We start from the raw sequence: 26,416 nt of genomic DNA on the forward strand, positions 1-26,416 counted from the left end.
GCAAGACCTTCGGTTACCACGCCTGGCGGGAAAACGCCCCTTTGGCGCTGCTCATGAACATTTACAACCATAGCTCTTTCGCGACGACCCAGCGGTATCTGGGCATAACGCAAGACGACCGAGACAGGCTTTACCTTAAGCTGGACTTTTTCGGCGGCGCGGCCAAAAGTGGCTAACAACCCACGCGCATGGCGAGCGACGCCTGTCTTGCGACCGAACCCTGCATCCGGCAACTAAGCTCCCGTTAAAATTATGGCGCGGCGACAAAAAAGCATTGATGCTACTTTCGCTTTTTATTGAAATAATTTTTGCTCAGGTTAAGTATCAATTTTATCTTGGCTTTTTAGCCACAAACGGGCGATCGCCAAGGCGGCGTAAGCGTCCAAGGGGCCATCTGGCGTCCGCAGTCCCTCGGGCAGGTATTTTTTCCAGCCCCGGGGCGGATTATAGAGCCAGTACAGCCGGCGCGCTTCAAGCGTGGTGTCCCGCTCGTCTACTGTCAGTATTTGACGCCCCGGCAGCAGGGAACTGAGCAGGGCGCGAAAGCGCGGCGAGCCGGTGCCGTCGCCCAACAGTATTTCGCCTGGCTGGTATTTTTCGTACAGGGACAAAAATTCCGCCGCGAAAGCGCCGGCCGCTGCCGCCTTGAGGCAAAGCGGCTCGCCGCCTTGCCCCACCACGGCCAGGCCGCATTTGTCGCGTCCGGGGTCGACGGCGACATAGCGTAAGCCGCCGGTCATCGGTAGCCGCGCACGCCGATGTCGATTTGCAGGGGCCCGAGGGTGTATATGTCGTGGCGCGCGGCGGCACTGAGAATGAAATCGTCGTTCGCGGCGCGCATTTTTTCTATAACTTCCATCATGTAGGGCATCTCCATGTTGCCCACGTTGCCGGTCAAAGGATCGGGCAAAAGGCCGTCGGCCGCCGCTTTTTGGTTGATCCGGGCGAGAAAGCGCACCAATACTTCTTCCATCGCCTGTTTGCCGATGCTGGCCTTGACAATTTCTTCGTGGATGATTTTTTGCCGCGCGTAAACGAGTTTGTTGGGATAAACGGAAAATTCCACGAAAACCGGTTCCCCGAGGATTATATTGCCGGCCGCCTGCAGGCGCACAGCAGTAGGCCCTTTGTTTTCAAGAAGATAGGCGACCGTCGCGCCAAGGTTAGGTTCAGGCACCAAGAGCACCCGCGTTTGTTTGTCCTCTATCCGCAGCATATTGACAACGTACTGGTTGGCGAAAGCCAGAAAATCGCCCAGCGTGTTTATGATGGTCCCTTCATCCTGCCCGGCCCTGATGATGCCGGCGTAAATCACCTGGCCTGCGCGAAAGACCACCTGCCCTTCGCGCAGGCTGACCAGCCCGGATTCCAGCCTTTTGGTTTCCTGCTCAAATTCTTTTATTTCCGCTTGCAGCCGTTCGCGGACTTTAAGCATCTCCTGGTTGTCCGCCCGCGCTTTCTCCAATTCCGCCCGCGCCTTTTCGCGGGCGATTTCCATTTCTTTGCGCGCGCTTTCCGCCTCGCCCAAGAGCCTGTTGGCTTTGTCGCGTTCTTTGTTGGCCGCGGCTATCGCTTCGTTGCTTTCGCTTAGTTTCGCCTGCGCGCCGATAAGTTCCGCGTTTTTGTCCGTTACTTCTTTTTCGGTGCCGCGAAGCTGCTCTTTCAGTTTTTCCAGGCCGAACAGCGCCGTGCGCGCGTCCGCCGAGACAAGCGACAGGGCGAAAATGGTGGCGGCCGCGACGGCGATGCCGCTGACAACGGCGATGAGGGTGGAGGTGTGTTTCGGCCTAAGTCCCAGCACGCTGAGCCTTTGTTTTCCGAATTTATAACCGAGCTTGTCGCCGATAAAGGCGATCAGGCCGCCCAAGGCCGCGATGGTGAATATAGTGGCAAGGCCAAACATAATGACTTTCTCCTTTGCCGCGGTATTATAAGCGTAAAAGTGGGTACCTGAAAGCGCTCATTTGCCGAATTTGCGGATGAGGCCGACGCCGGCCAAAAGCCCCAGCGCATCGGGGATAACGGCCGCCAGAAGCGGCGGCAGGCCGCCGCTTTTGCCAAGCGTCAGCGTCAGCGTCATCACGGCGTAATAGATGAAGATCACGATAATGCTCAGGCCAAGGCCGATGGATGAGCTGGACCGCTGCGGCTGCAGGCCGAGCGGCGTACCGATCAGGGCGAAAATGACCGATGCCAGCGGTATGGTGAAACGCTGGTACATTTCCATTTGGTAGCGGGCGGTCGGGGCGTATTGCCGGTCAAGCATCCGCACGCGCTCGCGCAATTCGCTTATCGACATTTCGCCGGGGTCTTTTTGTTCGCTGTTCACCTGCCGGGGGCTGATTTTTACCGGCAGGAGCTGCTCCTTAAAGCGCGCGCTGCGGCTCAGGCCGGCGCCGACCGAAAGGTCATAGACGACGCCGTTTTCCATAAGCCACGCGCCCTGCTGCCAGGTGGCTTTTTCCGCGTTCTGCACATGGACGAGGTTGTTGTCTTTAAATTCTTCCACGATGACGCCATACATTATCCCCTGTTCCTCGTCAAACTGCCGGGCGTAAGTCAGCCGTTCGATGGATGCGCCGGATGTGTCCTTGATCACTATGTGGTTTTGCGAGCGGGGCTTGGCATTGCGCTGCACTTCGTAATGCAGCACGTTGTTGTAGGCGATTTTGGCGGCGGGCACGACTTTTTCGGCGAAAACCATGGAAAAGAGGCTGACGCAAAAGGCCAGGCCGAAAACCGGCGCAACCATGCGGTAAAAACTTACGCCGCCGCATTTGATCGCCGTTATTTCGCTGGAGGCCGACATGCGCCCGAAAGTCAGCAGCGACGCCAACAATACCGACATGGGGAAGGTGTAGTTGACGAATTCCGGCAGGCTCAAAAAAAACAGTTTGGCAACGGCGGCATAGGACGCGCCAAAGAGCGTGATAAAATTGACCAGGCGAAAGAGCACGCCGCCGGCTATAAATATGCTGGTAAAGGCGCATACCCCGAAAATGAAGGGGCCGAGCATTTCTTTTAATATGTATCTGTCCAGGATACGCATAGCGCCTCCGCTAAAGCGAGAAATTGTCGCCAAGGTACAGCCTGCGCGCGAGTTCGCTTTCGGCGATCGCGTCCGCGCCGCCGGAGACGATTATCCTGCCTTCGCTCATGATATAGGCCCGGTTCACGATCCGCAGGGTTTCGCGCACGTTATGGTCGGTGATCAGAACGCCGATGCCGCGCCCCGCCAGGTGGCCTATGAGTTTTTGTATGTCCGCGACGGCGATGGGGTCAATGCCGGCAAAAGGCTCGTCAAGGAGGATAAACGAAGGATCCGTCGCCAGGGCGCGCGCGATCTCTACCCGCCGGCGCTCCCCGCCCGACAGTTCCAGCCCTTTGCGTTTGCGCACGTGGCCTACGTTAAATTCGCCGATGAGCGCGTCCATTTTTTTTTGGCGTTCGGCGGCATCGGCGGCGGTAAGTTCCAGAATCGCCATGATGTTCTCTTCCACGGTGAGCTTGCGGAAAATCGATGGTTCCTGCGGCAGATAGCCGATCCCAGCGAGCGCTCGCTCGTGGATGGGAAGGCCGGTAACGTCGCACCCGTCCACCAGCACGCTGCCGCTGTCCGGCCGGATCAGGCCGACGATCATATAGAAGGTGGTGGTCTTGCCCGCGCCGTTTGGCCCCAACAACCCGACTACCGTCCCTTGCCTTACGCTGATGCTTACTTGGTCGACGACCGCGCGGTTTTGGAAGGCTTTCACGAGCGAGCGCGTTTCAATGTACATGGCTACCCGCCGCTTCCACTGGCGTCTTTATTGCCATCGGCCGCGCCGGGCGCATCCTGCGGCGGGGTTTTCTGTTTTACCGGCAGGTCAAGCCTGACCTGCCCTTTGCCTTCAAAGGTTTCGCGCGCGACATTTACAATCAAGAGATCGCCTATGATTTTATTGCCGTCTTGGACAAGCCAGGCGTTGCCGGACAGGGTTATTTCTCCCTGGGCGCCGTCTGCGCCCGCCGTGTAGACGGCTTTGTCGCCCGCGCCGGTAATGCCGTTCTTCAAGGCTATATCAACGTTCCCTTCCGCCGTGCCGACGCCTTGTTTCAAGTCGTATTCGATGCTGTCCGCGCTCAGCCGGTTTTCGGCAGACTCAACAAGCGTCCCGCGCCCACCGGAAGTTTTGGCGTAACCGCGCTCCGACCAGTAGTCCACGCGCGGCGCTGAAACGCTGGAACCCGCCCGCGCCACCCACGCCGAACCTTCGGCCGTAAGGCGGCCTTCGCCACGGATGAACAGCCGGTCGGCGGAAAGACTGGCCTCGCCCTTGGCGGCGATAACGCCGCCCTCCAGAAAACCTTCCCGGGTGTTCAGGTTGTATTCGGCGCGCGCCGCCCTAGCTTCGCCGTCTTCCTGGGTGATGACCACATTGCCTTGCGCCGTGCTCACCCCGGCGACGGAGTCATAGGTTACGACGTCCGCCTTGATGGTAATCGGCGGCCGGGCGTTGGCGGCGAAAACTTCCATGCTGAAAATGAGCAAGGGCAAAAACAGCGCCGCCGTTTTCAGCATATAAACCGCCGCCGCCAGCGCCCGCATATGCCCCCCGGTTGTGCCCGAAAACCAAAAAACGGATTTGGGGGATGTAAAATGCAATTTTTTGCCGTTTATGCCGTTCACCCGATCATTTCCCCTTTCGCAGTCCGCCGCCGGCAACCTTTATTTTGGTCAGCTCGCGGTCGGCCTGTATTTCGCTGCCGTAAACCAACAGGCCGTCTTTGGTGAATTCCGCGTCGCCCCGGGCGCTGATCAGGCCTTTGGCGGAGTCCCATTTTATTTCCCGGCATTTTAAGCGCCAGCCTTCGGAATATACGGCGGTTACGCCGCCGCTGAGAAAAATCTCCGCATTCTCAGGGTCGTATGTCCCCCCGCCGGCCGCAATGTCGATTGCGCCGCCGGCTTGCCGGTAGAGGCGGCCTTTTACGCCGATCAACGTATTTTGTCCGGTCTTGCTGTCAATCTCAATGGTTTCGGCCGTCATTTCCCAGATTTTTTTACCGTCTTTTTCTTCCGCTATTCTGCCGCCGGTCATGACAATATTAGCCGCGCCGACTTCCCTGTGCCCGGAAGGAGGCCCGACCGGGCCGCCTTCCAGCAGCCACCAAACGACGGCGATGGCCAGCGCCGCCGCAATCATAATATAACGGTATTTTTTAAGCATCGCCCGGCACGCCCTTTCCCGCGCCGGGATAAGGCGTGTTCCAGCGGCGCTGGAACCACAGCCAGTTATCCGGGTAGCGCCTGATGATGCCTTCGACTATGCCGGTCATTTTGCGTGTGCAGTTGTACATGTCTTTTTGTTGATCGCCAGTATCTTCGTAGTAAAACTTGTCGCAAACGATGGTTTTATGTCCGCCGCCGGGGTCGCGGACGATAAAGATGGGAACGATCGGAGCTTTGAATTTTTGGGCAAAGAAAGCGGGCCCGGCCGGGGTAGAGGCCATTGTTCCCAAAAAAGGCACGAATATGCCGTCCCGTCCGCCGTCCTGATCGGCGATAAACCCCAGCATCTTGCCTTTTTTCATGGCCCTGGCCGCCGCCACCGTCTCCCCGGTGCCGCGGGTGAAAAGTTCTATTCCGACTTTTGTCCTAAGATATTCCAGTATACGGTTGACGCTCTCGCCGGGCTGCTTTTTGATGAAACTGGTCAAGGGGTAGCCGTAGAGCGACAAGGCCGCGCCCAGCCATTCCCAGTTGTCCATGTGGATGGCCAGGACCACCACGCCTTTTTTTTCAGCTATGGCTTCCCGCAGGGCCTCCTCGCGCTCTATTTTGACGAACTGCCTGATATTGGCGGCGTTCAGGGCGGGCATGTAGAGTATTTCCATAAAGGTCATGCCGATGTTGCGGCACATGGCTTTTGTGATTTTCCCGGCTTCTTCCCGGGAAACCGCGAGATGCTCGCAAATGGCGCTCCGCGCCAGATTGACCTGTTTTTTTATCAAAAGGTAATATAAAGCGCCCAGCAGCCGCCCGATCGCTAAAACCAGCGAATAGGGCAGCAGGGAAACTATTTTGACGATACATCGGTAAACCCAGTATAACACCGTTCTAAGTCCCACCCTTATTTTGCTTTCAGCAAAAGTTCAACGCCCGCGTCCCATCTGTCTTGCGCTTTCAATATAAATTCAACGGCTTCGCGCGCCGCTCCCCGCCCGCCGCCCAACCCGGACACAAAGTGCGCCGCTTCCTTCACGGCGTCCGCCGCGTCCAGGGGCGCACAGGCAAAACCCGCCAGGCGCATGGCCGCAAGGTCGTTCAGGTCGTCGCCGACATAGGCGATCTGCTCCGGCGTTATAGCGAATTTTTGGCAAATTTTCCCGATCACCGGGGCTTTGTCGGCAACGCCCTGATAAATTTCGGCTATTTCCAGTTCCCGGGCGCGCTCTTTCACGATCCGGCCAGCGCGGCCGGTAACGATCGCCGTTTTGTAGCCCAAGCGCCCGGCCATTTTTATGGCCAGGCCGTCCTTGGCGCTGAAAGCTTTGCACACTTCGCCGGACGGCCCCATGTAAATCCGCCCGTCGGTGAGCGTACCGTCCACGTCGAAAACCATGCAGGTTATTTTGCGCGCGCGCGCCAAGCTGTCCACTAAACGACTCCCTGCCGGACAAGGTCGGTCATGTGCAGGAGGCCGACAATCTTTTTGTCGCCGTCGACCACCGGCAGCACGGTTATCGGCCGCGGTTTGTTGCTTTCCATAACGCGCAGGGCTTCGGCGGCCAATTTTTCACGGGTGATGGTTTTGGGGGTCGCGGTCATCATTTCCCGTATCGGCCTGTCCAGAAATTCATAGCCTTTCATCAGCCCGCGCCGTATGTCGCCGTCGGTGATAATGCCCGCCATGCGGCCAACGCCGTCAATGACGCCAACCGAGCCCAGTCTTTTGTCGGTTATGACAAACAGGGCTTCGCGCACGGTTTTGTCCTGATTGATGAGCGGAACGTCGTCATTTTTGTGCATGACGTCGTCCACTGTAAGAAGCAGTTTCCTGCCCAGCGCCCCGCCGGGATGAAAAACCGCGAAGTCGGAAGCGGAAAATTTGCGCATGGATTGCAATGAAACTGCCAGCGCATCGCCGTAGGCAAGTGCCGCCGTAGTGCTGGCGGTAGGCGCGAGCCCCAGCGGGCAGGCTTCTTTTTCCACCCGGACGTCAAGAAAAATATCCGCCGCCCGGACCAAAGTGGAGTTTTCCGAACCGCACAGCGCGACTATCTTCGCCCCGATGCGCCGCAGGGAGGGAAGCAATTGCAAAAGTTCGGCGGTTTCGCCGCTGTTGGAAAGGGCCATGACGATATCGTCTTCCGTTACCATGCCAAGATCGCCGTGTATGCCTTCGGCCGGATGCAGGAAAAAAGAAGGCGTGCCGGTGCTGGCCAAAGTAGCGGATATTTTGCGGGCAACCAAGCCGGATTTGCCGATGCCGGTCAGCACGGTCCGGCCGCGGCAAGCCAGGATGAGTTTGAGGGCGGTTGCAAATTCGCCGCCGATCCGCGGCACGAGCGCAAGAATGGCTTCGGCTTCTGTCCGCAATACTGTGCGGGCGCAATCGAGCATTTTTTTGCCTCCCCTGTCAGAAGTCCTTTATAAAATATATCATATTTTCCGCCTATATTGAAGATTGGCGGGGTCATTTCAGGCCGCTCCGGCGAAGGACCGCGTCTATTGCCAGTACGTCCGCCAGGAGTTTTTCCAGCTGGTCTGTCCGGATCATGTTCGGGCCATCGGAGAGGGCTTCTTCCGGGTTGTCGTGCACTTCGAGGAAAAGGGCGTCTATGCCGGCCGCCGCCGCCGCCCGCGCTATGCAGGGAACAAATTCGCCCTGTCCGCCCGACGTTTTCCCCTGTCCGCCCGGCACCTGTACGCTGTGGGTGGCGTCCATCACTACCGGATAGCCGAAAGAGCGCAGGATCGGCAAAGAGCGCATATCCGTAACCAAGGCGTTGTACCCGAAACTTGCCCCGCGCTCGGTGAGCAGAATGTTTTCGTTGCCGGCTTCGCGTATCTTGGCTATGACGTTTTTCATGTCCCAGGGAGCGAGAAATTGGCCTTTTTTTACATTTATCGCTTTTCCCGTCCGGGCGGCGGCGTAGATAAGGTCGGTCTGCCGGCACAGGAAAGCCGGTATCTGCAAAATGTCCAGCGTCAACGCGGCGGCCGCCGCCTGCCCCGGTTCGTGTATATCGCTGACGACCGGCACGGCCAGTTCTTTTTTCAGCGCGCCAAGCTGTTTTAAGCCTTCCTCCATGCCCGGGCCGCGAAAGGATTCAAAAGACGAACGGTTGGCTTTGTCAAAGGACGCTTTAAACACATAGGGCATACCAAGTTTGTCCGCTATGGCCTTAACTTCCCGCCCGATCATAAGCGTCCTTTGATAACCTTCCAACACGCACGGACCGGCGATGAGCAGCAGGGGGTTTTTGCCGCCGACCGCGCAGCCGCCTATTTTTACTGCGTTCATGATCTTTCCCGCCGTTTCATACAGTTTTTCCCGCGCCGCCAGCCCTAAGCAGCGCGTTTACTTTTGCGAGGTCCTCCGGCGTGTCCACGCCGAAAGCCGGCGATTCCGCCGTTAGGACTTTTATCCTGTAGCCGTTTTCCAACGCCCTCAACTGTTCAAGGCCTTCGGCGCGTTCCAGCAGGCCTTGCGGCAGGCGCGCGAAACGCAAAAGGAAGCTTTTTCGGTAGGCGTATATCCCCACGTGTTTAAAAGGGGCGGCCACGCCCGGGCAGCGCGGGTAAGGGATGAGCGAACGCGAAAAGTAAAGCGCGCGGCCTTCATTGTCCACGGCTACTTTTACCGCCGCCGGATCGCCGTATTCCTCCTCCGGCAAAGGTGCCTTGGCCGTCGCCATTTTAAGGCGCGCATCTTCCAGCAGGGCGCGCGCCAGGCGATCGATCAGTTCCGGCTCGATCAAAGGCTCGTCGCCCTGCACGTTGATGATCACAGCCGCCTTTTTGCAATGTGCCGCCGCTTCCGCCAGCCGGTCGGTTCCGCTGGCATGCGCGGGGGATGTCAGCACGGCGCGGCCGCCGAAAGCGGCGACCGCGCCGTATATCCGGGCATCGTCCGTCGCGACGGCCACAGCGCCGACCAAGGACGCCCGGCACGCTCTTTCGTAAACATGCTGAATCATCGGCTTTCCCGCTATATCGGCCAGAGGTTTGCCCGGCAGGCGGGTAGACGCGTATCTGGCCGGGATTATGCATACGACTTTTGCTTTGTCCATTATTTCGCTTCTTCCCCGGCCAGCGCTTTCGACAGGACTTTCCGGAAAACCGCGCCGTCGCCGATCAATTTTACTTCTATGCACAGGATGTAAAGGGGGCAGGAGCGTTGGAGCGCGATAAATTCTTTTGGTATTTTCACCGCGTCTTTTTCGGTGGTAATGATCGCTTCCGCCCGTTTGCCGGCCGCCCGCTCCATGATGTACTCCATTTCTTTCATGTTGTAGTCGTGATGGTCCGGGTAGCGGATGGCTTCAATGAGGTGGACGCCGAGATCGGTGATCGTCTGTTCAAAGGAGGCGGGGTTGCCTATCGCGGAGAAGGCGATGGCCGCTTTGTCGCGCAAATCCCCTGCCGGCAGACATTTTTCGCCGCTTTCTTTGTCCCATTCGGCAATCTCTATGAAATGCAGCGGCATGTGTATGCTTTCAAAGACAGGCGCGGAGGGGTTGTTCCTCGTCAGGGCGGAACGCACGTATTTGCGCGAAAAATCCAGCGACTGATCGACTTTGGTCAGGAGGAATATATCGGCCCGGTCCAGATGGGAAAGCGGTTCGCGCAGCGTGCCGCGAGGCAGGAGGCAGCTGTTGCCGAACATGTTGAGCGTATCCACCAAAACTATGTCAAGATCGCGCGCCAGCTGCCAATGCTGATAGCCATCGTCCATGATAAGCACGTCGACGTCCATGTTTTTCGCCACATATTCGCCGCTGATCGCGCGGTCTTTGCCGATGACTACCGGTACGCCCGGCAACTGTTTGGCCAAAAGGTAGGCCTCGTCGCCCGCTTCATAGGCGTTCATGTAAATGCGCCGCCCATCGGAGACTATCCCCACGGGCTTGTCGCAACGGGCGCGGTAACCGCGGTTGAGCACGGCTACTTTGTAGCCCATGAAACAAATCATCGTCGCAAGGGTTTTGACGGTAGGCGTTTTGCCCGTGCCGCCGAGGGTTATGTTGCCAAGGCTGATGACCTTGCAGGAAAGGCGGCTTTTCCTGAACACGCCGGTTTTATAAAGAAGCAGCTTGGCCGCCAGCCCAAACTCGTACAAGAGGGAGGAAAAGCTGAAAAAAGACAAGATGACAATGTCCCAGCCGCTTCGCACGTTGCCGTGCAGGAGCTGGTAAAGGTTAAATTCCATGCGTTTGGAAAGGCTGTTGTCTTCGCTTGACGACCAGTTGATGATGGAATAGGGGCGCGGCTGGGATTTGGCCACGGGCCCTGCCAGCACTTCTTTCAGAAATACCATGCTTTTTACCGCCGCGCCGCGGTTTTCTTCTATGACGGCGTAAGAGGCCGCGCCCATGCTCGCCTTGAGGCAATCGTCGGAAAGTATCCTTAAAAGCTGTTCGATGAGCTGCGCCTGGCTGTTTACCGTAACGCAGGCCCCGCGATTGCTTAAAAGCGAATAGGAGTCTTTAAAGTTAAACATATTGGGCCCTACAATGATGGGCTTGCCGTGCGCCGCCGGTTCCAGCACGTTGTGCCCGCCGTGCTTTATCAGGCTGCCGCCGACGAACACAATGTCGCCGACCGCGTAAATACGGCCCAGTTCGCCGATGGTGTCGACGAGTATGACCGGAAATTCCGCCCTTTGACCTTCTGCCTGGCGCAAAAGTTCCGAGCGCTTGCCGCAGTCAAAGCCTTTTTCCCGCGCCGCCGCTTGTATTTCGTTGTTGCGCCCGGGTTTGCGCGGGGCAAGCAAAAGGCAGGCGCGGGGAAATTTTGCGCGCACGGCGGCGAAAGCGTCGATAAGCGCTTTTTCTTCGCCCGGGTGGGTGCTGCCGGCCACAATGACCGGATGACTTTTCTCAATGCCCATTTCCACCAGAAAGCGCCCTTTGTCTTCCGGCGTAACTTCGGCATAGGTCTGGTCAAATTTGGTGTTGCCGGTTATGACGACCTTTTTGGGGTCGGCCCCCAGCCGCATTATATATTCGGCGTCAAGGGCGGACTGCATGCAGAAGCGCCCTACGCTGCCCAGCATGTTGTCAAGGATGCCCAAAAGGTATTTATAGGTTTTTACGCTTTTGTCGCTTATGCGGCCGTTTACCATCATCACCGGTATGCCGCGCATATTTATTTCATGCAAAAAGTTCGGCCACAACTCGGTTTCGACCGGCATGAAGATACGCGGGCGGATGCGTTCGACCACCATGCCGCTGACGAAGGGCATGTCCAACGGGAAAAAAATCACGGCGTCGGCTTCCGGGATAATCTGTTTCGCCATAGCGTAGCCGCCCGTGGTGACGGCCGAGACGACGATCGGCACATTGGCAAAGGTTTTGCGTATTTCTTTGACCAAAGGGCTTGTCGCCACTATTTCCCCAACCGATGCCCCGTGTATCCAGATGGCGCCGCGCCCGGCCACGGCGCTTATTTCGTCGTCGTGGAAAAAGCCCATGCTCTGGCGGAATCGCTTGGGGAAACCTTTTTCCCGGTAGGAACGATATATGTACACGGGAAAGATGCAAAAGATAAACAGCAATATAGCCGCAACATCATAGATTAAGTATAGCACTCGCCGTCTCCGTTACCCGCGCCTTTGCGAATTGAGCCTGATAAAGCCTTGTATATAAGCCGCCGCGAAGCAGAAGGCTGTCATGGCTGCCTTCTTCGACCAACCTGCCTTTGTCCAGCACCAATATGCTGTCAGCCCGCCGTATGGTGGAAAGCCTGTGCGCTATGACAAAAGAGGTCCTGCCCACCAGCAGCCGATCCAGCGCTTCCTGCACGATTTTCTCGCTTTCGGCGTCAAGGGCGGATGTGGCCTCGTCCAAGATGAGTATGCGCGGATTTTTGAGAATGGCCCTGGCGATGGAAATGCGCTGGCGCTGGCCGCCCGACAAGTTTACCCCCCGATCGCCCAGCAGGGCGCCGTAACCTCCGGGGATCTGCCGGATGAACCCGTCCGCGTTGGCGGACAAGGCGGCGGCCTCGATTTCTTCTTTGGATGCGTCCAGCCGCCCGTACAAAATGTTGTTGTAAATACTGCCGTTAAAAAGAACGGTTTCCTGCGGGACAATCCCTATTTGCCCGCGCAGGGAATCTGTCGTTACGTCTTTTATGTTTATGCCGTCGATCAGTATTTGCCCGCTGTCAATATCATAAAACCGCGAAAGCAAACTGGCGATAGTCGTCTTGCCGGCCCCGCTCGGCCCGACGATCGCGACGAGCTTTCCTGCCCCGGCCTTGAAGGACACGTTGTTTACTACCGGCTCGCCGGGATTGTAGCCGAAAACAACATTCTTAAATTCCACTTCGCCCTTTACCGGCGGCAGGGCGTACGCGCCCGGTTTGTCCACGACGTCGGGCGGCATGTCCAAAATATTGAATACCCGCTGCGCCGCCGCCATAGCTTTCTGGATGTCTGCAAATACTTTCGCCAGGCGTTTGATTGGATTGGCGATGTTGACCGCGTAGATCAAAAAGGCGATCAGTGCGCCGGCGGTAGTGTCGCCGGCTATTACCTCGCGCCCGCCGTACCACAAAATGCCGGTCGCGCCGATGGAGACGGTAAATTCGATGACCGGCGTCAAAGTAGCCCCTAATTGGGCGTTTTTCATGCTGGCCCGAAAATTGAGCAGGTTTTCTTTTTCAAATTTTTCTATTTCATATTTTTCGCGGACAAACGACTTTACTACGCGCACCGAGGCAATCGCTTCCTGCAAGACGGAGGTGAGATCGGCGTTGCGCTCTTGTATGCGATGGCCGGAAGCTCTGATTTTCCCGCCGAAAATTTCGATGATTTTCAGGACGGCCGGAAAGGTCGCGAAGGTAAAGAGGGTCAGTTTCCAGTTTAAAACGAGCATTGCGGCGATTGAGCCCAAAAGGACCACGCCCTCCGTAAAGAGGTCGATGACGCTTTGGATCATCGCCCCTTGCAAGGCCGCTACGTCGTTTGTAACATAGCTCATGATGGCGCCGGTGCGGTTTTTTTCAAAAAAGGAAAGGCTGAGCCTGTTGATCTGGCGGTAAACGTCGGCGCGTATGTCTATGACCACCCTTTGCCCGGCGTAAGCCATAAGGTAGCTCTGCCCGAAAAAGAACACGCCCCTGGCGAAATAAACGGCCACAACCACTATCGCCAGCATATTGAGCGTGGCATAGTCGCGCTGCACCAGCACTTCGTCAATCATGTCCTTGATCAGCCAGGGCACGACCAAATGCCCGCCCGTGGCTAAAACGGTGCAGCCAATGGCGATCGATATCCGCAGCATATAAGGCCTCAGGTATTTAAGCAGGCGCAGGTAATGTCCCATCAAGCCCTCCCCGCAGCAGAACGTTCCGCCGCGCCAAGCACCAGCCTGGCCACTTTCAAAAGCGCCCCCGGCTCGCCCAAACGTTCTTTCATGGCGGACAGATCCTGCGCCAAAGCCAAGCGGTTTTGGGGGTCGAGCAAAGCGAACGCCGCTTTGGCCATATTTTCCGCCGTGGCGCGCTCTTGCAGAAGTTCCGGGAGGATGTTTTTGCGGGCGATTATATTGGGCAAGCCGACATGCTCGATTTTTACCAAGCGCCGGGCGATAAAAGCGGTCAGGGGCGACGTTTTGTAAACTATGACGGACGGCAGGCCGCAAAGCGCCGCCTCTAACGTAACCGTGCCGCTCGCCGCGATCGCCGCGTCGGCTAAACTCATTATATCATAATTGTTGCCGGTTAGAATACGCACCGGGACGGTTGCCGGCGTAAAATAATTCCTAAGTGTTTCTTCGCCAATGGTGTCCGCCTTTATGGTGTAAAAGACGCAGGCGGGATCTTGCGCGCACATGATGGCCGCGGCGGCGAGCATCTCCGGCAGCAGCCTTCCGATCTCTTGCAGCCTGCTGCCCGGCAGGAGCAATATGGACTTTTGCCCCGGCTTTTTGTCCATGATTTTTGCCGCGCTGCCCGGCGCGGCGGGCTTTACGATGTCGAGCAGGGGATGGCCGACAAAAGCGACGTTGGCGCCCGCTTCCCGATAGACGTCCCGTTCAAAAGGGAAAATAGCGGCGACCGTATCGGCTATCCGGGCGACTTCTTTTGCCCGCCCCTTGCGCCATGCCCAGGCCGAGGGGCTGATAAAAAATATAACGGGGATATTCTTCCCATGCGCTATTTTGGCCACGCGCATGTTGAAATCGGGATAGTCTATGACCACCAGGCAGGACGGGCGCCTTTCGTCCATCAGTTCCGACAGGGCGGCCCGCAACTTAAAAAGCGACGGCAATTTGCGTATGACTTCCACAAACCCCATCACGCCGTGATCTTTTATGTCAAATAAAACTTCGCCCCCGGCGCGGCGCATGGCCTCGCCCCCCATGCCGAAAACGCAAAGCGAAGGGTCGAGCCGCAAGAGTTCTTGCGTCAGCGCCCCGGCGTGAAGGTCGCCGGACGCCTCCCCGGCGCAGACCATAATCTGCCGCATTGCGTTACTCCTTCGCGCGGGCGACTATGGCTATGCCGTATTTGTCGGCCAGGCGCAAGGCTTCCTCTTTTTGCACGAAGAGTGTGCGCCCCGCCTCTACCACCAGCGTTTTGGCGCCGGCGCCCACCATTGATTTTATGGTTTCAAGCCCGACGCTCGGCATGTCGAAACGAAAGTCCTGGCCGGGTTTGGCGGTTTTGGCCACGACCACGCCCTCGCCGCCCAAAATGCCGCCGCGTTTTATGCAGGCGTCCGTCCCTTCGATCGCCTCCACCGCCATGATCGCCTGATTTTTGACCACAACCGTCTGCCCTATATCCAATTGGCCGGCGGCCAGCGCCATTTTAAAGCCGTAGTCTATGTCTTTTGCTTCTTCTTCCGTGGGCGCGCGGCGGCTGAGTACCCCGGCCGGCGGCGTGAGGATGCTCAAAAGCCGCGTTTGCTCCATCACTTTTATTCCTTCTTTTTCCAGTTCCGCGACGATCGCCAGCATAATCGTGTCGTCGCTGCGGTTGGGCAGGGAAAGCAGCAGCTTGACCGCCCTGAAATCCAGCCCGAAACCTTTGTAGAGCACTTCTTTGCTGACTTTTCCGAGCATTACGGCGGTCGTTACCCCTTCTTTTTTGAGCGTTTTGATGATTTTATTGATTTTGCCGGCGCTGATTTGAAAATATTTATCGGCATTTTCCGGCAAAATCGCTTCCACGTCGGGAACCAGCCCGATCGCCGTAACATGAAAACCCATGCCGCGAGCGGCACGGGCGAAATCTATGGGCAAAAAGCCTATTCCAGCCAACAAGCCTATTTTTTCCTGTGTCGCCATTTTTTACCTTTCCCCGTTTGCCATCGCCGGGCAGAGCCGTTTTGCGCGGCCGCGCAGCGTTAGGCTCAATTGCCGTCGTCTTTCCTGTTGCGGCAGATCCCGCGCTTCACGTTGCGCAAAAAACGCAAAAGATGTTCTATCTCTTCGCTGGCGTCAAGTTCCTGTTCCATTTCCGCAATCGCCCCTTCCAAACTGTTGGAGGAGCGGTAAAGTATTTTGTATGCTTTTTTCAGGTCGTGCCTCACCGCCGGCGATATGCCGGCCCGGGATATGCCGACGCTGTTAAGCCCCGCGACAAAGGCCGGGTTGCCGTCAACAATGACAAAAGGCGGCACGTCCTGCACGATCTTCGCCATGCCGCCGACCATCGCGTTGCGCCCGATCTTAACGAATTGATGTATGCCGCTGAGCCCGCCGATCACCGCTCTGTCCTCGACGGTAGCGTGTCCGGCCAGACCCGTCCCGTTTGATATTATCACATTGTTGCCCAAAACGCAATTGTGCGCGACATGGGTCGTCGCCATCAAAAGGACGTTGTTGCCTATACGGGTTTCGTTGCCCTCGCCCGTGGCGCGGTTAATCGTAACAAATTCCCTTATGCTGCAATTGTCGCCGATATATACATAACTTTTCTCGCCGACAAATTTTAAGTCCTGCGGTTCGCCGCCAATAACCGCGCCGGGGCAAATCACGCAGTTTTTGCCGATTGACGTCCAGCCGTCTATGACCACATGCGCCCCGATCTTGCTGCCGTCCCCGATCGAGACGTTCGGCCCGATAACGGCGTAAGGCCCTATCTCTACGTCCCGCCCGATATTCGCGCCGGGGTGGATCGCCGCCTTTTCATGTATTTTCCGCAGGGGAATAACTATCGACTCTTTTTTCATATTGTCTCTGCACCGCCAATTAATAGATAGATGGCCGCCTCGCCGCCGGCGCCTGTCTTGCACGTGTTTTCCATGCCAGCTATAAAGCGGCTTCACTCGCTTTGCCTTATGAATATCATTATACATAATCTATAAATATGCCAGCCCGCAACTGGACAAATAAGCCCAAATAACGCTTTTAACGGCCAAAAAACCGCTTTATATCAAAATGTATATGCCAATTAACCTTTTTTCTTAACATTTCTTCCCGTTTTGCACCAAAGCGAACATAAATTCCCCTTCGGCCACCAGTTCCCCCTCCACATACGCCAGAGTGCCGATTTTGCCCATGCTGCTTTTGATTTTCAAAATGTCCGCCTGCATGCGCAGTTGGTCGCCGGGCACAACCGGGCGGCGAAATTTTACTTTGTCTATGCCGGTAAAAAGAGCCAGTTTGTTTCGGTGCTCTTCCGGGTACAAAAGCACTACCCCGCCGACCTGCGCCATCGCCTCGCAGATAAGTACGCCGGGCATGATCGGCTGGCCGGGGAAATGCCCCTGAAAATGTATCTCGTTGTATGTTACGTTTTTTAAGCCGAGCCCGCGTTTCATCGGCTCCAGCTCCAGTATGCGGTCAAGCAGCAAGAAAGGGTAACGGTGCGGCAAAATTTCCTGTATTTGCAAAATGTCTAAACTTATCATGGCCTTCCCACTCCTTTGTTTTAGTGTCACAGCAAAACAGAAACAGCCGCAAGTGGCAATCCCCGTTCACCGCCGGGTTTGCGCTATCTGCAAAGCCAGCTTTGTGTTCAGGGCGTGTCCGGATTTAACTGCCGTAACATGCCCGCAAAAGCGGCCGGCCAGAAAAAGATCGCCCATGAGGTCAAGCAGCTTGTGGCGCACCAATTCGTCGGCAAAGCGCAAAGGCGTCAGCGGTTTTTCCCCGTCGTAGACTATCACGTTGTCCTGGTTTCCGCCCAGGCCAAGCCCCATTTCCCTTAATCCCTCGATTTCGTGCGCAAAGGCAATTGTCCGGGCGGGCGCGATTTCACTGGCAAAGTTTATTTTTCCGGCTTGCGCGTCAAAATATTGCGCGCCCAAAAGCGGGTGATCGCTCAGCGAAAGAAAGGAGAATCTTTGCCCTTCGTAGGGGGTGGCCAAAAGATAGCGCTCGCCGTCGTATACGGCAAGTGGCTTTTCTATCCGCGCGCTCTCTCTTTCCGCCGCCTGCTCTGCCCGGCCCGCCTCCGCGACAAGCCGGACGAAAGGCGCCGCGCTGCCGTCGGCCGCCGGCGGTTCCGGCCCGTCCAGTTCCACTTGGCAATTGTCTATTTCCGCTATGAACAAAGCGGCGAGGATATGTTCCACCGTAAATACATCCGCGCCCCGGCAGCTTAAAGTCGTCGCCCGCAGCGCGGATACGACGTATTCCGCTTTAGCCGGTATCACCGGCCGCCCGGGCAGGTCCGCGCGGACAAACTCTATCCCTTTGCCCGGCGGCAAAGGCTTAAAGGCAATCCGGGCGGGTTTGCCGGAATGAAGCCCTATGCCTTTATAGTAAAAACTTGACGCAATGGTGTTTTGTTTTTGTCCTGTTGCCGCCAAAGCAATCCCCCTCAATTTAATTTGTGAAAATGTTTTTTCACCTTCCAGCGATCGTGCAGCCAAAACCACATGGCCGGGTCTTTGCGGATCTCCTCTTCCAGCATCGCCATCAGCGCGGCCGTGGTGTTTTTAATGTCGGTTTCCCGGTCGCCGGTATTTTCCCCTTCTATCGGGCCTTTGACAAATATTTCGTGCTTGCCGTCCTCCCGTTGACGCAAAAGCATAAGATACAAAGGCACTTTTTTCAACCTGGAAAGAGCGGCCGGCCCTTGCGGGCAGGAAGATTCGCGGCCGAAAAAGCCCACCTTTACGCCGCCTTTGCCGCCGTCCTGATCCGCCAGGAGGCCGATGGCAAAGCCTTTTTCCAGCATACGAGCCATTTCCAGCACGCCTGTGCGGTAAGTAACGTGTTCGCCCACCAAGGCGCGGTATTCATTGATGAACCTGTCCATGGCGCTATTGTGTTGCTTTTGCGCCACCGCGACCAGCCGGCAACCGTAAAGGCTCATCGCCGCGCCCAAAAGCTCCCAGTTGCCAAAGTGAGCCGTCGCCAGCACGAACCCTTTAGGATGCGCGATTATTTCTTGAAACCGTCCTTCATCGGCCAATGCTACTTTAGCGCGTATGTTGTCTTTGCTTAAAGCGGGGAAAGACAAAACTTCCATGATCATGTCGCCGTATTTGAGTACGCTGCCCTTTACTACGGCCCTCGCCTCGGGGTCGGAAATGCCAAGGCACATTCGCGCCTGCGCCGCCGCCAGGCATTTGCGCCAGCGGGGGACGCCGAGCCAAAAAACCCTCCCCAAAGCCGCGCCGGCCAACCGCCGCGCCTTGTCCGGCAAAAGGCAGGCCAGCTTGCTTATGGCCTTCATCATATAGTATTGCCACATATAGTGCCAGCCTCAAAATTCTTTTTGCGCGCCGATTATAAATTTGTTGTCAAACCCGCGCCAGGCGACATCTATCCTCATTCCGCGCGAATTGCGCGCGTAAAGGCCGTAATTGAAGTTGTGCCCGTCATATTCCAGCATTAGCGTGAAAAGCGGAATGAATGGCAGCATTTTTCGCAGATCGCCTTTTAATTTGAATTGTTTTTCCAATCCGCCGAAAAGCCCTGCGGCGCTTTTCGCCCCGAGATGCAGGCGAAGCCCCCACGGGCCCTGTTTGCTCACGGCAAGGTAATAGGAGCGGCGATTTTCGCCGGCTAAGTCCTCCGCCCCGGCGGCAATGGCCGGCGCCAATATTTTTTCTTTTAAAAGCGCGATTTTAAGGTTATAACGGCCGCCAGACAAGCCGCGGCCGTCCAATGTGTATCGGCACGACAGTTCCATGTCGCCGGGCAGATTGACATTGCCCGCGACCACGCCGCCGCCGTCGGCGTAAAAATAGCCCATCCCCGCTTTCCAGGCCGGGCGGACGTAGGCGGACGGGATATTGATCAGGCCGTCTGTGCCGTTGCAGTTGACGGCGGCGCCGGCCGGCCGGCAAAAAGCGCCCAAAAGTAGCAGCGGCAGTAAAATTAGGGCTTTGTTTTTTGCCGCCGGGCGAACCATATCCGGCGCGGCAAACCCGCCCAACAGGGAACACCCCCGCCCCAAGAGCCACGCCATTTTGCCGCCGGCAAAAGCTGCGCTTTGCCGGCCTTGCCCGCCTTTTGCCGCAATCAAGAGAACACCCCCGCCTACCGCTTCGCGTCAAATATTCTTTGGCCTGGCCTGCCGCTGTTTTTTTTGCTCCAATTCGCCAACTTGCGCTTCAAGCGCCCGCAAACGCTTGGAAAAATCAGGCAGTTTCCGCTGCAGCGCTTCCTGCCTGAGCCATTCTTTGTGCGGCCGGGCGGGAAAGCCGGCATATACCGAATTGTCCGGCACATCCGATATGATCCCGGCCCTGCCGCCAAAAACGCAGTTGTCGCCGATTTTTATATGCCCCACCGTCGCCGACTGCCCGGCAAAGGTAACGTTATTGCCTACCCGCACGCTCCCGGAGATGCCGACATGCGCGATCAAAAGGCAATTTTCGCCGATAACGTCATTGTGCCCGACATGTACTAAGTTATCTATTTTCGTGCCTTTGCCGATAAATGTACTGCCGGTCGTGCCGCAGTCAATACAGGCGTTGCAGCCTATTTCCACGTCGTCGCCCAAAACTACGTTGCCTATCTGCGGCACTTTGCGCTGTTCCCGCCCGACAGCCACATAGCCGAACCCATCGCCGCCAATGGCCGCGCCGCTGTGGATGATTGCCCGGTCGCCGATTTGGCAGCCGGCGTAAATGCTGGCATTTGCATAAATAAGGCAGTTTTTGCCTATTTTGCAGCCGCGCCCGATATAGACGTGCGGATAAATTATCGCGCCGTCGCCGATCTCGGCGTCTTCGTCGATTACCGCCAGCGGCATGATCGCGGCGTCCGCGCCGACATGCGCGCTATCGGCAACGATCGCCGCCGGATGCACTCCCCGCCGGATGCGCGGCGCCGGAGTGAAAAGCTCCAGCACAAGGGCAAAAGCGGCGCGCGGGTTGTCGACCGCGATCGCCGGCTTGTCGCGGGAAAAGGCCGCCCCCCGAGGGATGATTACTGCGGCGGCGGCGGATTTTTCCGCTTTTTCAAGATGCGGCGGCACGGCGAAGGTTATGTCCTGCGGCCCGGCGTCTTCTATGTTCGTAACGCCAAAAATCAGCTTGCCCGGCTCGCCGGCAACCGTACCCCCGATCAAGCCTGCGATCTCGCTTAAAGATTTACCTGCCAGCATCTTAAGCCCCCGATTAATTGATTTTTTTCAGCACGTCATCGGTAACGTCCGTCCCGCCGTGCAGAACGCTGTTTTTGGCCAAGACAGCGCCCAGCCCTTTGTCTTTCGCCACTTCCGCCATAGCTTTGTTGAGGATGGTTTCAAATTGGCCTTCTATGTCTTTGCCCAAAGCCGTTATTTCCCCCCGGCGCAATTGCTGGTTGCGCTGGTATTCTTCCGCGCTCAGGGAAGCCCTTTCTTTTTCGGCAAGTTCGTCAAATTCTTTCGCCTTGAGCTGTATTTGCTCTTGCAGTTCTTTTACTTTGGCGCTCTCCGCCACCACCCTCTGCATGTCAACATAGCCAAAATCGGCGTTGCGGCCGCTGCAGCCGGCAACGATGAACACAAAGGCCGTTAAAAATGCCGCAAGCAAAAAATTCTTTTTCATTGGCGATTCGCTCCCTTTCAGCGCAGATTATTTGCTTTTTTCAGGCAGCCCGGCGATTACGTTGCTCGTAATGTCTGCGGCTGTTATGTTTGTTTTGACGCCAACCAATACTGCCGCGTATCTATTTTGCACGGCGACCCTGGCGGCCTGGCTGGCAATGTCTTCGTACATGCGCAAGTAAAGCCGGTCTTTGGCGATTTTTTGTTCAGTCAGTTCCTTTTCCAAAGCGGCAAGCCGGGCGTAAACGGCCTCCGGCAGTTCCAAACGGCGCGCCCCGCCGTCCGCCGGAACGCTCCCTTGCCGCAAACTTTCTATCGTTTCTTTGACGCGCAGGGCGGATTCCGCTTCACGCTCTTTCATAATCTGCCGCAGGGATGTTTCCGCTTCTTTATAAAGGGCGCTTATTCTGGCGTTTTTTTCCGCCTGCAGTTGTTCCAGCGCGGCCAGCAGCCTTTCTTTCCGTTCGCGGCTTTCTTCCCGCCGGCGCGGCAAAGGCGCGATCGCTTCTATATTGGCCTTGAGGTTAAAAAGCGGCAGCCGGTATTCTTCCTCAACGGCAGCTATGGCATTTTTCATTTTTTCCGTAACCTTGAGCTTTTCTGCCCGTTCCGTTTCGTCAAGGCGCGCACGTTCCGCTAAATATAGCTCGCTTATCCGCACGGACAAATCGGCCTGCAGGAAATTTTCCCGGCCGGTTCCGCTTCCCGCCGCTATTTCGTCGTCGGCGGCCGCCCACGTTTTGCGCCAACCGGTTTGGCTTTCTTTTCTCTTTAGCAAAGCCGATTCATTGTTGGCCGCCGCCTGCCATTCGGGATAAAGATAATGCGCCGCCAAGGCTTTCTTTAAGTCCAGCGCGGCGAAAGCCGCGACCGGCAAAGCGTCCGCCCTTTCCCGTCCGCAGGCCGGCGCCAAAAGCAGCAAGACCAGCAAGGCGGGCAATAACAAGGCGATCGGCATTTTTTTCATTAATCGCTCCCCTAATTGTTTTTTCAGCAAAAGAGACCCATTAACGGGTCTCCGCGCTGACATCGCCAAGGAAGATATACGGGCGGCGGACGGGAAAGGCCGCCGCCTTGTTTGAACCCCGGGTTATTTGCCGTAAGCCTTTATGACGTCCTCGGTTATATCCGTGCCGCCGTAGATGACGATTTCCCTTAGCACGACCACCGACAAATCTTTGTTGGCCGCGACCTTTTTCACGACTTCCTCGATTTTCGCGTTTATGGCGCTGAGCAGGCTTTCGTCTTTTTGCCGCAGACGCTGCTGCAGTTGCGCCATGTAGCGCTGTTTTTCCTGATCGTTCATGCTTTCTGCTTTCTCGTCAAATTCTTTTTGCAAAGTCTCGCTTTCTTTTTGTATTTCGGCTTGATAATTCGGCATGTCAGGATGGCTCTGTATGGCCCGGCGCATATCGATATAGCCGATCGCCGAGTTCTGGGACGGCGCGGCAAAGCTTACCTGCGTCTGGGTAACGGCAACGCCTACTATGCCTAAGGCAAAAAAAGCGACAATGGCTAACGCGATGATTTTGACGTTTTGTTTGTTTGCGTTTTTCATTTCACGACCTCTTCCTTAATTTTGATAATCTCATTATAGCAGTGTCAAAAGATACTTTCAATTATAATTCTGCAACTATCACAAATTTATCACAAATTGCCGACCACCCGGAAATAGTTTTCTTTTTCCCCCACGATAAATTCAAAGGCCAAAAATTCATGCAGCCGGTAACGCAAACCGAATTCAGGGCGGCGGGCGCCGGAGAATTTTTCCACCCTCAGCAGCCAGTTTTTCAAAAACCCAGCCTCCAGCCGCATCCCCGCCTCCCGCTCCGGCAAGCGAACGAGCGCGCTCAAAACCGTGTTTCCCCAGCGGCGGGAAATGCCCGGGTCAAATTTCCAGGTTACTTCATTTGCGTAAAAAGTGGCTTCCAGGAAGATTTCATCGGCGCGGGAAATCAACCTGCCGATATGCGCCCGGCCTGACGCCGATCTGTCCGCGCGGGCAATGTCGATATAGCCCTCTATCCAGAAACGATATTGCTCCGAATCCAGCGTTATGCCAACATCGGCGTCCGCGCCGGCGGACAGCTCAACGTCGGCTTTCAGGCTGTACTGGCGCGCTATGCGTTCTTTTTCCGCCTGCGCCTTTATGATGCCTTTTATCTCTTTTTCATGCCGCGCCACAAATTCCACCGGCAGGCCGCGCAACTTCCCCACATAATCGCCCAGGCGCTTTCTAGCGTCGTTTAAAACCAGCGTCGGCACGGTATAAGAACGCAGTTCGTAATTTACTCCCTGCACGTTGCGGCCTACCGGCAGCAAAACGATGTCAACAGCCACGGCGCCGCCGTCGGAATATATATCGACTGTTGCCTGAAAATAAGGCATCCGCGCTTTCAGGATTTCGCGGATCTCTCTTTTGGCCGGGATGCCGGCCCAATCGACGGCGTCCACGGATATGCCTTTCAGTATCCGCTCGGCGGCAAGGCGCAAGCTGTCCGTTTCTTCCTTAAACAGCCCGGACCATAATTCGTCCGCGCCCGACAGGTGAACGGCAACTTTTATTTCGTCGGTTACCGCTCCCCACGGCCTTACATAAAAGTCGGCAATTGTATCTTCCCCGGGCGTTATCAGGATTTTTTCGGTGTTGTAGCCGGTAAAGACCCTGTTGGCGACATCGGCCAGCACCGCCGCATAGATATCGTTGTTGAGCTCGATATGGTCAACCGCCTTGCCGGCCATGATTTGCTCGCCCGCCGCTTTCATGCTGTAGGCCATGCGCGCGAGGACCGGGGCGCTCGCGCCGCCCGTTACGTCGAAAACATTTACCGTTATTTCTTCCACCGTCCGCGCGGCCGCCGCGCAGGGAACCCCAAAGCTTATCGCCAATAAAACCAGCAGCACCCGCATTGGTTTCATAAAAGGCCGCGCCAGGTCAGAACTGCGTACTGAAGCTAAAATGCAGCCGCCATCTGTCGCCGTGCGCGTAATCAAGGCGGATCGGCCCTAACGGGGAATTTATCCTTAACCCCACGCCGTAGCCGTATTCCACATCGTTAAGGTTTATGGCGTCCCCTTTGTCCCAAGCATAGCCAATGTCGGAAAAGGCGACCCCCTGGAAATTCTTCGCGATGGGAAAACGGTATTCGGCGGTCCCTGACAGCATTTTATAGCCGTAGAAACGATCGTCCTTGTAACCGCGCAGGTAGTTGTCGCCGCCTAAGGAAAAACGCTGACTGATCGGCATGACGCCCGTGGCGTAGCCCAAGGCGGCGCGAAAGGCCCAGACGTTGCCGCGCCCGGCGGGAAAGTACGCGCGCCCTTCGATGGTATATTTGCTAAAATCAAAGTCGCCGCCCATAATTCCAGCAAATTCGCCGGAAAACTGAGCGAATTGGCCGCGCGAAGGGTTGTGTATGTTGTCTCTTTTGTCTATCGCGCGGCTAAGGACGATGCTGTGGGTTTTGCCGAAGCTGCCCGCCCTGTCCCCGGGATGCGTTTCGTACCATTGCGGTTCTTCGCCCGGTACCGGGCGCACATAAATGTCGTCGCGGAATTTAAAAGTAATGGAATCGGTGATGTAATCGTTGACCGGCCGGGACAAGTAGAACTCCATGCCTTTGCGCTTGCGGTCGTAATAGGCTTTTTCGTTGCCGTCGTCGTCAAGCTCTTCATATTCGTGCGTAACGTCGTATATGTTAAAGCCCAAAGTGGTGCCGTGCCTGTCCAGCCAAGGGTGGCGGTAAGCAAGGTCGTAGTTTTTATTGTCAACCCCGCCGAATTCCCAGCGCACGTTCACGCTGTCGCCGGTGCCGCGCAGGTTTTTGTCGCCGAGCATGATCATCCCGACAAGGCCGTCGGCCTCGCTGTAGCCCGCGCCTATGCCGAAAGTGCCTGTCGGCATTTCCACGACCGTTACCTCGACTTCCACGCCGTTAGGCGTGCGACCGGGATTGAGCTTGATGTTCACGTCCTCAAAAAAGCCCAGGTTAAATACGCGCTGCATGCTGCGCCGCCCGTCATTGACATTGAACGGCTCGCCTTTATAGAGCCTGAGCTCACGCAAAATGACCCGCTCTTTGGTCTTTTTGTTGCCGACAATGCTGAAACCTTCGATAATGCCTTCGTTTATGTCGACCGCAAGCATGCCGTCCGGCTGCATATCAATATTTGTTACCCGCGCGAGTATGTACCCGTCGCGACTGTAGGCGGTCTCTATCGCGCGCATTCCCTCGCTCAGGCGCTTGCTGTTTATTACCTGTCCGGTCTCAAGGCCAAGCAGCCTTTTCAAAAGATTGTCGGAATAAACCGAACTGCCGGTAATGACCGCTTTGTCCAGCACCGGGTTTTCGCTGACTTTGTAACTTACCCTGACCCCTTCGGGCACAAGCGAGTATTGCGCCTGAACGTCATAAAACCAGCCCGTTTCGTAAATCATCTGCAAATCCTGGCTTACGCCGTCCTCAAACAGAGTCATGCCCGGTTTTACGCGAAAAAGCGGGATTAAATTATCGGTAGGGACATTCTTCCCTCCCTCCACGGTAACTTCGGTTACCGTCTTGCCCAGCGCCGCCGCCTGGTTTTCCGGTTTGGCTTCAATCGGCGTGGATTGGGCGGCTATTGCGGGCGGCAAATTCACGGCCGGGGCTATTTCCGATGGCCTGGCCACTTCCGCGGCTACAGTCTTGCCCGCTCCCTCAACGGCGGCTTCTTCCGCCGCCGCCGTCGCCGCGCATATCGGCGCAAACATGAGCACAACGCCAACGGCGGCGCATTTTTTGCAATAATCCGTTATTTCCATCACAACCCCCTGTTATAAATAGCGTAATAATATTATCGGCAACCTCCGGCAATCGCTTGCGGATGCCGCGGCAAGAGATTTTCTGCATGACTTGTCGGCGGACGTTTTTACGGCCCTATGCGCGCGAAACGCACTGGCGCGCTCCCTTGTGCGGCCAGGCCGAAAAATGCACGGCGCGGCGCCGGAGCGGATCGCTAAAGTCCCCCGCAAATTAAATGTTGCCGCGCAAAGCTTTGCCGGCGGTTCGCGCAAAACCGCGCAGCTCGCTTTCGCTGAAACTGGCCACGCTTTTTTCCGGCGCGGCTGCGTCCGTGGCCGGCGCCGGTTTTTCTTCCCGGGAAAACTCAATGCCCGGCAGAGTGGGCTTTAAAATCGCAATCGCCGCTTTCCCCGTTTCTTTTTGCTCTATGTCTTCTTTAAGGGCGCTTTCTTTGGCCGGCAATCCCGCCGCGCCGCGC

The 26,416-nt window shown here is 56.5% G+C and carries 27 protein-coding genes; all 27 read right to left on the reverse strand.

The features are described 5' to 3' along the window. Window positions 1-317: 317 nt before the first annotated feature. On the reverse strand, window positions 318-740 hold the full coding sequence (locus LBO03_01690; GenBank protein ID MDR3348311.1) for a hypothetical protein: 423 nt from the start codon (window positions 738-740) through the stop codon (window positions 318-320). Next, window positions 737-1,903 carry a DUF3084 domain-containing protein gene (locus LBO03_01695; GenBank protein MDR3348312.1) on the reverse strand — a complete coding sequence of 389 codons (1,167 nt, stop codon included), beginning with the start codon at window positions 1,901-1,903 and terminating at the stop codon, window positions 737-739. Before LBO03_01695 ends, LBO03_01690 begins: the two co-directional genes overlap by 4 nt. Before the next feature lie 57 nt (window positions 1,904-1,960). Continuing rightward, window positions 1,961-3,049, reverse strand: coding sequence for an LptF/LptG family permease (locus LBO03_01700; protein MDR3348313.1), 1,089 nt, complete (start codon window positions 3,047-3,049; stop codon window positions 1,961-1,963). 10 nt (window positions 3,050-3,059) lie between these two features. Beyond that, on the reverse strand, window positions 3,060-3,779 hold the full coding sequence (gene lptB, locus LBO03_01705; GenBank protein MDR3348314.1) for an LPS export ABC transporter ATP-binding protein: 720 nt from the start codon (window positions 3,777-3,779) through the stop codon (window positions 3,060-3,062). Window positions 3,780-3,781: 2 nt separating this feature from the next. Then, window positions 3,782-4,669, reverse strand: coding sequence for a hypothetical protein (locus LBO03_01710; protein ID MDR3348315.1), 888 nt, complete (start codon window positions 4,667-4,669; stop codon window positions 3,782-3,784). 4 nt (window positions 4,670-4,673) lie between these two features. After that, window positions 4,674-5,210, reverse strand: a complete 537-nt coding sequence (gene lptC / locus LBO03_01715) for an LPS export ABC transporter periplasmic protein LptC (protein ID MDR3348316.1) — start codon at window positions 5,208-5,210, stop codon at window positions 4,674-4,676. Then, window positions 5,203-6,111 (reverse strand): lysophospholipid acyltransferase family protein, encoded by a 909-nt coding sequence (locus tag LBO03_01720; protein MDR3348317.1) that lies wholly within the window; start codon window positions 6,109-6,111, stop codon window positions 5,203-5,205. Before LBO03_01720 ends, lptC begins: the two co-directional genes overlap by 8 nt. A gap of 2 nt (window positions 6,112-6,113) precedes the next feature. Further along, the gene (locus LBO03_01725; protein MDR3348318.1) at window positions 6,114-6,641 is read right to left on the reverse strand and encodes an HAD-IIIA family hydrolase; all 528 of its coding nucleotides are present in this window, start codon (window positions 6,639-6,641) and stop codon (window positions 6,114-6,116) included. Further along, a complete protein-coding gene (locus tag LBO03_01730) occupies window positions 6,641-7,606 on the reverse strand; it encodes a KpsF/GutQ family sugar-phosphate isomerase (protein MDR3348319.1) in 966 nt (321 codons plus the stop codon). Before LBO03_01730 ends, LBO03_01725 begins: the two co-directional genes overlap by 1 nt. Window positions 7,607-7,679: 73 nt before the next feature. Continuing rightward, window positions 7,680-8,510: a 3-deoxy-8-phosphooctulonate synthase gene (gene kdsA, locus LBO03_01735; GenBank protein MDR3348320.1), complete on the reverse strand. Its 831-nt coding sequence runs from the start codon at window positions 8,508-8,510 to the stop codon at window positions 7,680-7,682. A 16-nt stretch (window positions 8,511-8,526) separates the two neighbouring features. Further along, a complete protein-coding gene (gene kdsB, locus LBO03_01740; GenBank protein ID MDR3348321.1) occupies window positions 8,527-9,279 on the reverse strand; it encodes a 3-deoxy-manno-octulosonate cytidylyltransferase in 753 nt (250 codons plus the stop codon). Beyond that, the gene (lpxK, locus tag LBO03_01745; GenBank protein MDR3348322.1) at window positions 9,279-11,798 is read right to left on the reverse strand and encodes a tetraacyldisaccharide 4'-kinase; all 2,520 of its coding nucleotides are present in this window, start codon (window positions 11,796-11,798) and stop codon (window positions 9,279-9,281) included. Before lpxK ends, kdsB begins: the two co-directional genes overlap by 1 nt. Continuing rightward, entirely contained in the window at window positions 11,779-13,539 is a 1,761-nt protein-coding gene (locus tag LBO03_01750) for an ABC transporter ATP-binding protein/permease (protein ID MDR3348323.1), read from the reverse strand. Before LBO03_01750 ends, lpxK begins: the two co-directional genes overlap by 20 nt. Beyond that, entirely contained in the window at window positions 13,539-14,684 is a 1,146-nt protein-coding gene (gene lpxB, locus LBO03_01755; GenBank protein ID MDR3348324.1) for a lipid-A-disaccharide synthase, read from the reverse strand. The genes LBO03_01750 and lpxB overlap by 1 nt, the downstream gene beginning before the upstream one ends. 4 nt (window positions 14,685-14,688) lie before the next feature. Then, window positions 14,689-15,507, reverse strand: coding sequence for a UDP-2,3-diacylglucosamine diphosphatase LpxI (gene lpxI, locus LBO03_01760; GenBank protein MDR3348325.1), 819 nt, complete (start codon window positions 15,505-15,507; stop codon window positions 14,689-14,691). A 65-nt stretch (window positions 15,508-15,572) separates the two neighbouring features. Then, complete coding sequence (gene lpxA / locus LBO03_01765) at window positions 15,573-16,394, reverse strand: acyl-ACP--UDP-N-acetylglucosamine O-acyltransferase (protein ID MDR3348326.1); 822 nt, start codon at window positions 16,392-16,394, stop codon at window positions 15,573-15,575. Window positions 16,395-16,628: 234 nt separating this feature from the next. Beyond that, window positions 16,629-17,075 (reverse strand): 3-hydroxyacyl-ACP dehydratase FabZ, encoded by a 447-nt coding sequence (gene fabZ, locus LBO03_01770; GenBank protein ID MDR3348327.1) that lies wholly within the window; start codon window positions 17,073-17,075, stop codon window positions 16,629-16,631. 66 nt (window positions 17,076-17,141) lie between these two features. Continuing rightward, window positions 17,142-17,978 carry a UDP-3-O-acyl-N-acetylglucosamine deacetylase gene (gene lpxC, locus LBO03_01775; GenBank protein ID MDR3348328.1) on the reverse strand — a complete coding sequence of 279 codons (837 nt, stop codon included), beginning with the start codon at window positions 17,976-17,978 and terminating at the stop codon, window positions 17,142-17,144. Window positions 17,979-17,989: 11 nt separating this feature from the next. Then, window positions 17,990-18,868, reverse strand: a complete 879-nt coding sequence (locus tag LBO03_01780) for a lysophospholipid acyltransferase family protein (protein MDR3348329.1) — start codon at window positions 18,866-18,868, stop codon at window positions 17,990-17,992. A 12-nt stretch (window positions 18,869-18,880) separates the two neighbouring features. After that, entirely contained in the window at window positions 18,881-19,588 is a 708-nt protein-coding gene (locus LBO03_01785) for a YjbH domain-containing protein (protein ID MDR3348330.1), read from the reverse strand. 84 nt (window positions 19,589-19,672) lie between these two features. Continuing rightward, entirely contained in the window at window positions 19,673-20,731 is a 1,059-nt protein-coding gene (gene lpxD / locus LBO03_01790) for a UDP-3-O-(3-hydroxymyristoyl)glucosamine N-acyltransferase (protein MDR3348331.1), read from the reverse strand. Window positions 20,732-20,744: 13 nt separating this feature from the next. Further along, window positions 20,745-21,158, reverse strand: a complete 414-nt coding sequence (locus LBO03_01795) for an OmpH family outer membrane protein (GenBank protein ID MDR3348332.1) — start codon at window positions 21,156-21,158, stop codon at window positions 20,745-20,747. A gap of 27 nt (window positions 21,159-21,185) precedes the next feature. Continuing rightward, window positions 21,186-22,124: a hypothetical protein gene (locus tag LBO03_01800; protein ID MDR3348333.1), complete on the reverse strand. Its 939-nt coding sequence runs from the start codon at window positions 22,122-22,124 to the stop codon at window positions 21,186-21,188. Between the two features lie 123 nt (window positions 22,125-22,247). Then, entirely contained in the window at window positions 22,248-22,715 is a 468-nt protein-coding gene (locus LBO03_01805; protein MDR3348334.1) for an OmpH family outer membrane protein, read from the reverse strand. Between the two features lie 89 nt (window positions 22,716-22,804). Continuing rightward, the gene (locus LBO03_01810) at window positions 22,805-24,076 is read right to left on the reverse strand and encodes a hypothetical protein (protein ID MDR3348335.1); all 1,272 of its coding nucleotides are present in this window, start codon (window positions 24,074-24,076) and stop codon (window positions 22,805-22,807) included. A gap of 16 nt (window positions 24,077-24,092) precedes the next feature. Then, complete coding sequence (locus tag LBO03_01815; GenBank protein ID MDR3348336.1) at window positions 24,093-25,958, reverse strand: BamA/TamA family outer membrane protein; 1,866 nt, start codon at window positions 25,956-25,958, stop codon at window positions 24,093-24,095. 211 nt (window positions 25,959-26,169) lie between these two features. Continuing rightward, on the reverse strand, window positions 26,170-26,416 hold a 247-nt coding region (locus tag LBO03_01820), incomplete at its 5' end, for a hypothetical protein (GenBank protein MDR3348337.1).

Source organism: Acidaminococcales bacterium, assembly GCA_031290885.1.
Lineage (GTDB): Bacteria > Bacillota > Negativicutes > Acidaminococcales > JAISLQ01 > JAISLQ01.

Coding starts and splice junctions, on each gene's coding strand:
- LBO03_01690 (MDR3348311.1), bottom strand. CDS start 740: ATGACCGGCGGCTTACGCTATGTCGCCGTCGACCCCGGACGCGACAAA.
- LBO03_01695 (MDR3348312.1), bottom strand. CDS start 1,903: ATGTTTGGCCTTGCCACTATATTCACCATCGCGGCCTTGGGCGGCCTG.
- LBO03_01700 (MDR3348313.1), bottom strand. CDS start 3,049: ATGCGTATCCTGGACAGATACATATTAAAAGAAATGCTCGGCCCCTTC.
- lptB (MDR3348314.1), bottom strand. CDS start 3,779: ATGTACATTGAAACGCGCTCGCTCGTGAAAGCCTTCCAAAACCGCGCG.
- lptC (MDR3348316.1), bottom strand. CDS start 5,210: ATGCTTAAAAAATACCGTTATATTATGATTGCGGCGGCGCTGGCCATC.
- LBO03_01730 (MDR3348319.1), bottom strand. CDS start 7,606: ATGCTCGATTGCGCCCGCACAGTATTGCGGACAGAAGCCGAAGCCATT.
- kdsA (MDR3348320.1), bottom strand. CDS start 8,510: ATGAACGCAGTAAAAATAGGCGGCTGCGCGGTCGGCGGCAAAAACCCC.
- kdsB (MDR3348321.1), bottom strand. CDS start 9,279: ATGGACAAAGCAAAAGTCGTATGCATAATCCCGGCCAGATACGCGTCT.
- LBO03_01750 (MDR3348323.1), bottom strand. CDS start 13,539: ATGGGACATTACCTGCGCCTGCTTAAATACCTGAGGCCTTATATGCTG.
- lpxB (MDR3348324.1), bottom strand. CDS start 14,684: ATGCGGCAGATTATGGTCTGCGCCGGGGAGGCGTCCGGCGACCTTCAC.
- lpxI (MDR3348325.1), bottom strand. CDS start 15,507: ATGGCGACACAGGAAAAAATAGGCTTGTTGGCTGGAATAGGCTTTTTG.
- lpxA (MDR3348326.1), bottom strand. CDS start 16,394: ATGAAAAAAGAGTCGATAGTTATTCCCCTGCGGAAAATACATGAAAAG.
- fabZ (MDR3348327.1), bottom strand. CDS start 17,075: ATGATAAGTTTAGACATTTTGCAAATACAGGAAATTTTGCCGCACCGT.
- LBO03_01780 (MDR3348329.1), bottom strand. CDS start 18,868: ATGTGGCAATACTATATGATGAAGGCCATAAGCAAGCTGGCCTGCCTT.
- LBO03_01785 (MDR3348330.1), bottom strand. CDS start 19,588: ATGGCGTGGCTCTTGGGGCGGGGGTGTTCCCTGTTGGGCGGGTTTGCC.
- lpxD (MDR3348331.1), bottom strand. CDS start 20,731: ATGCTGGCAGGTAAATCTTTAAGCGAGATCGCAGGCTTGATCGGGGGT.
- LBO03_01795 (MDR3348332.1), bottom strand. CDS start 21,158: ATGAAAAAGAATTTTTTGCTTGCGGCATTTTTAACGGCCTTTGTGTTC.
- LBO03_01800 (MDR3348333.1), bottom strand. CDS start 22,124: ATGAAAAAAATGCCGATCGCCTTGTTATTGCCCGCCTTGCTGGTCTTG.
- LBO03_01805 (MDR3348334.1), bottom strand. CDS start 22,715: ATGAAAAACGCAAACAAACAAAACGTCAAAATCATCGCGTTAGCCATT.
- LBO03_01810 (MDR3348335.1), bottom strand. CDS start 24,076: ATGAAACCAATGCGGGTGCTGCTGGTTTTATTGGCGATAAGCTTTGGG.
- LBO03_01815 (MDR3348336.1), bottom strand. CDS start 25,958: ATGGAAATAACGGATTATTGCAAAAAATGCGCCGCCGTTGGCGTTGTG.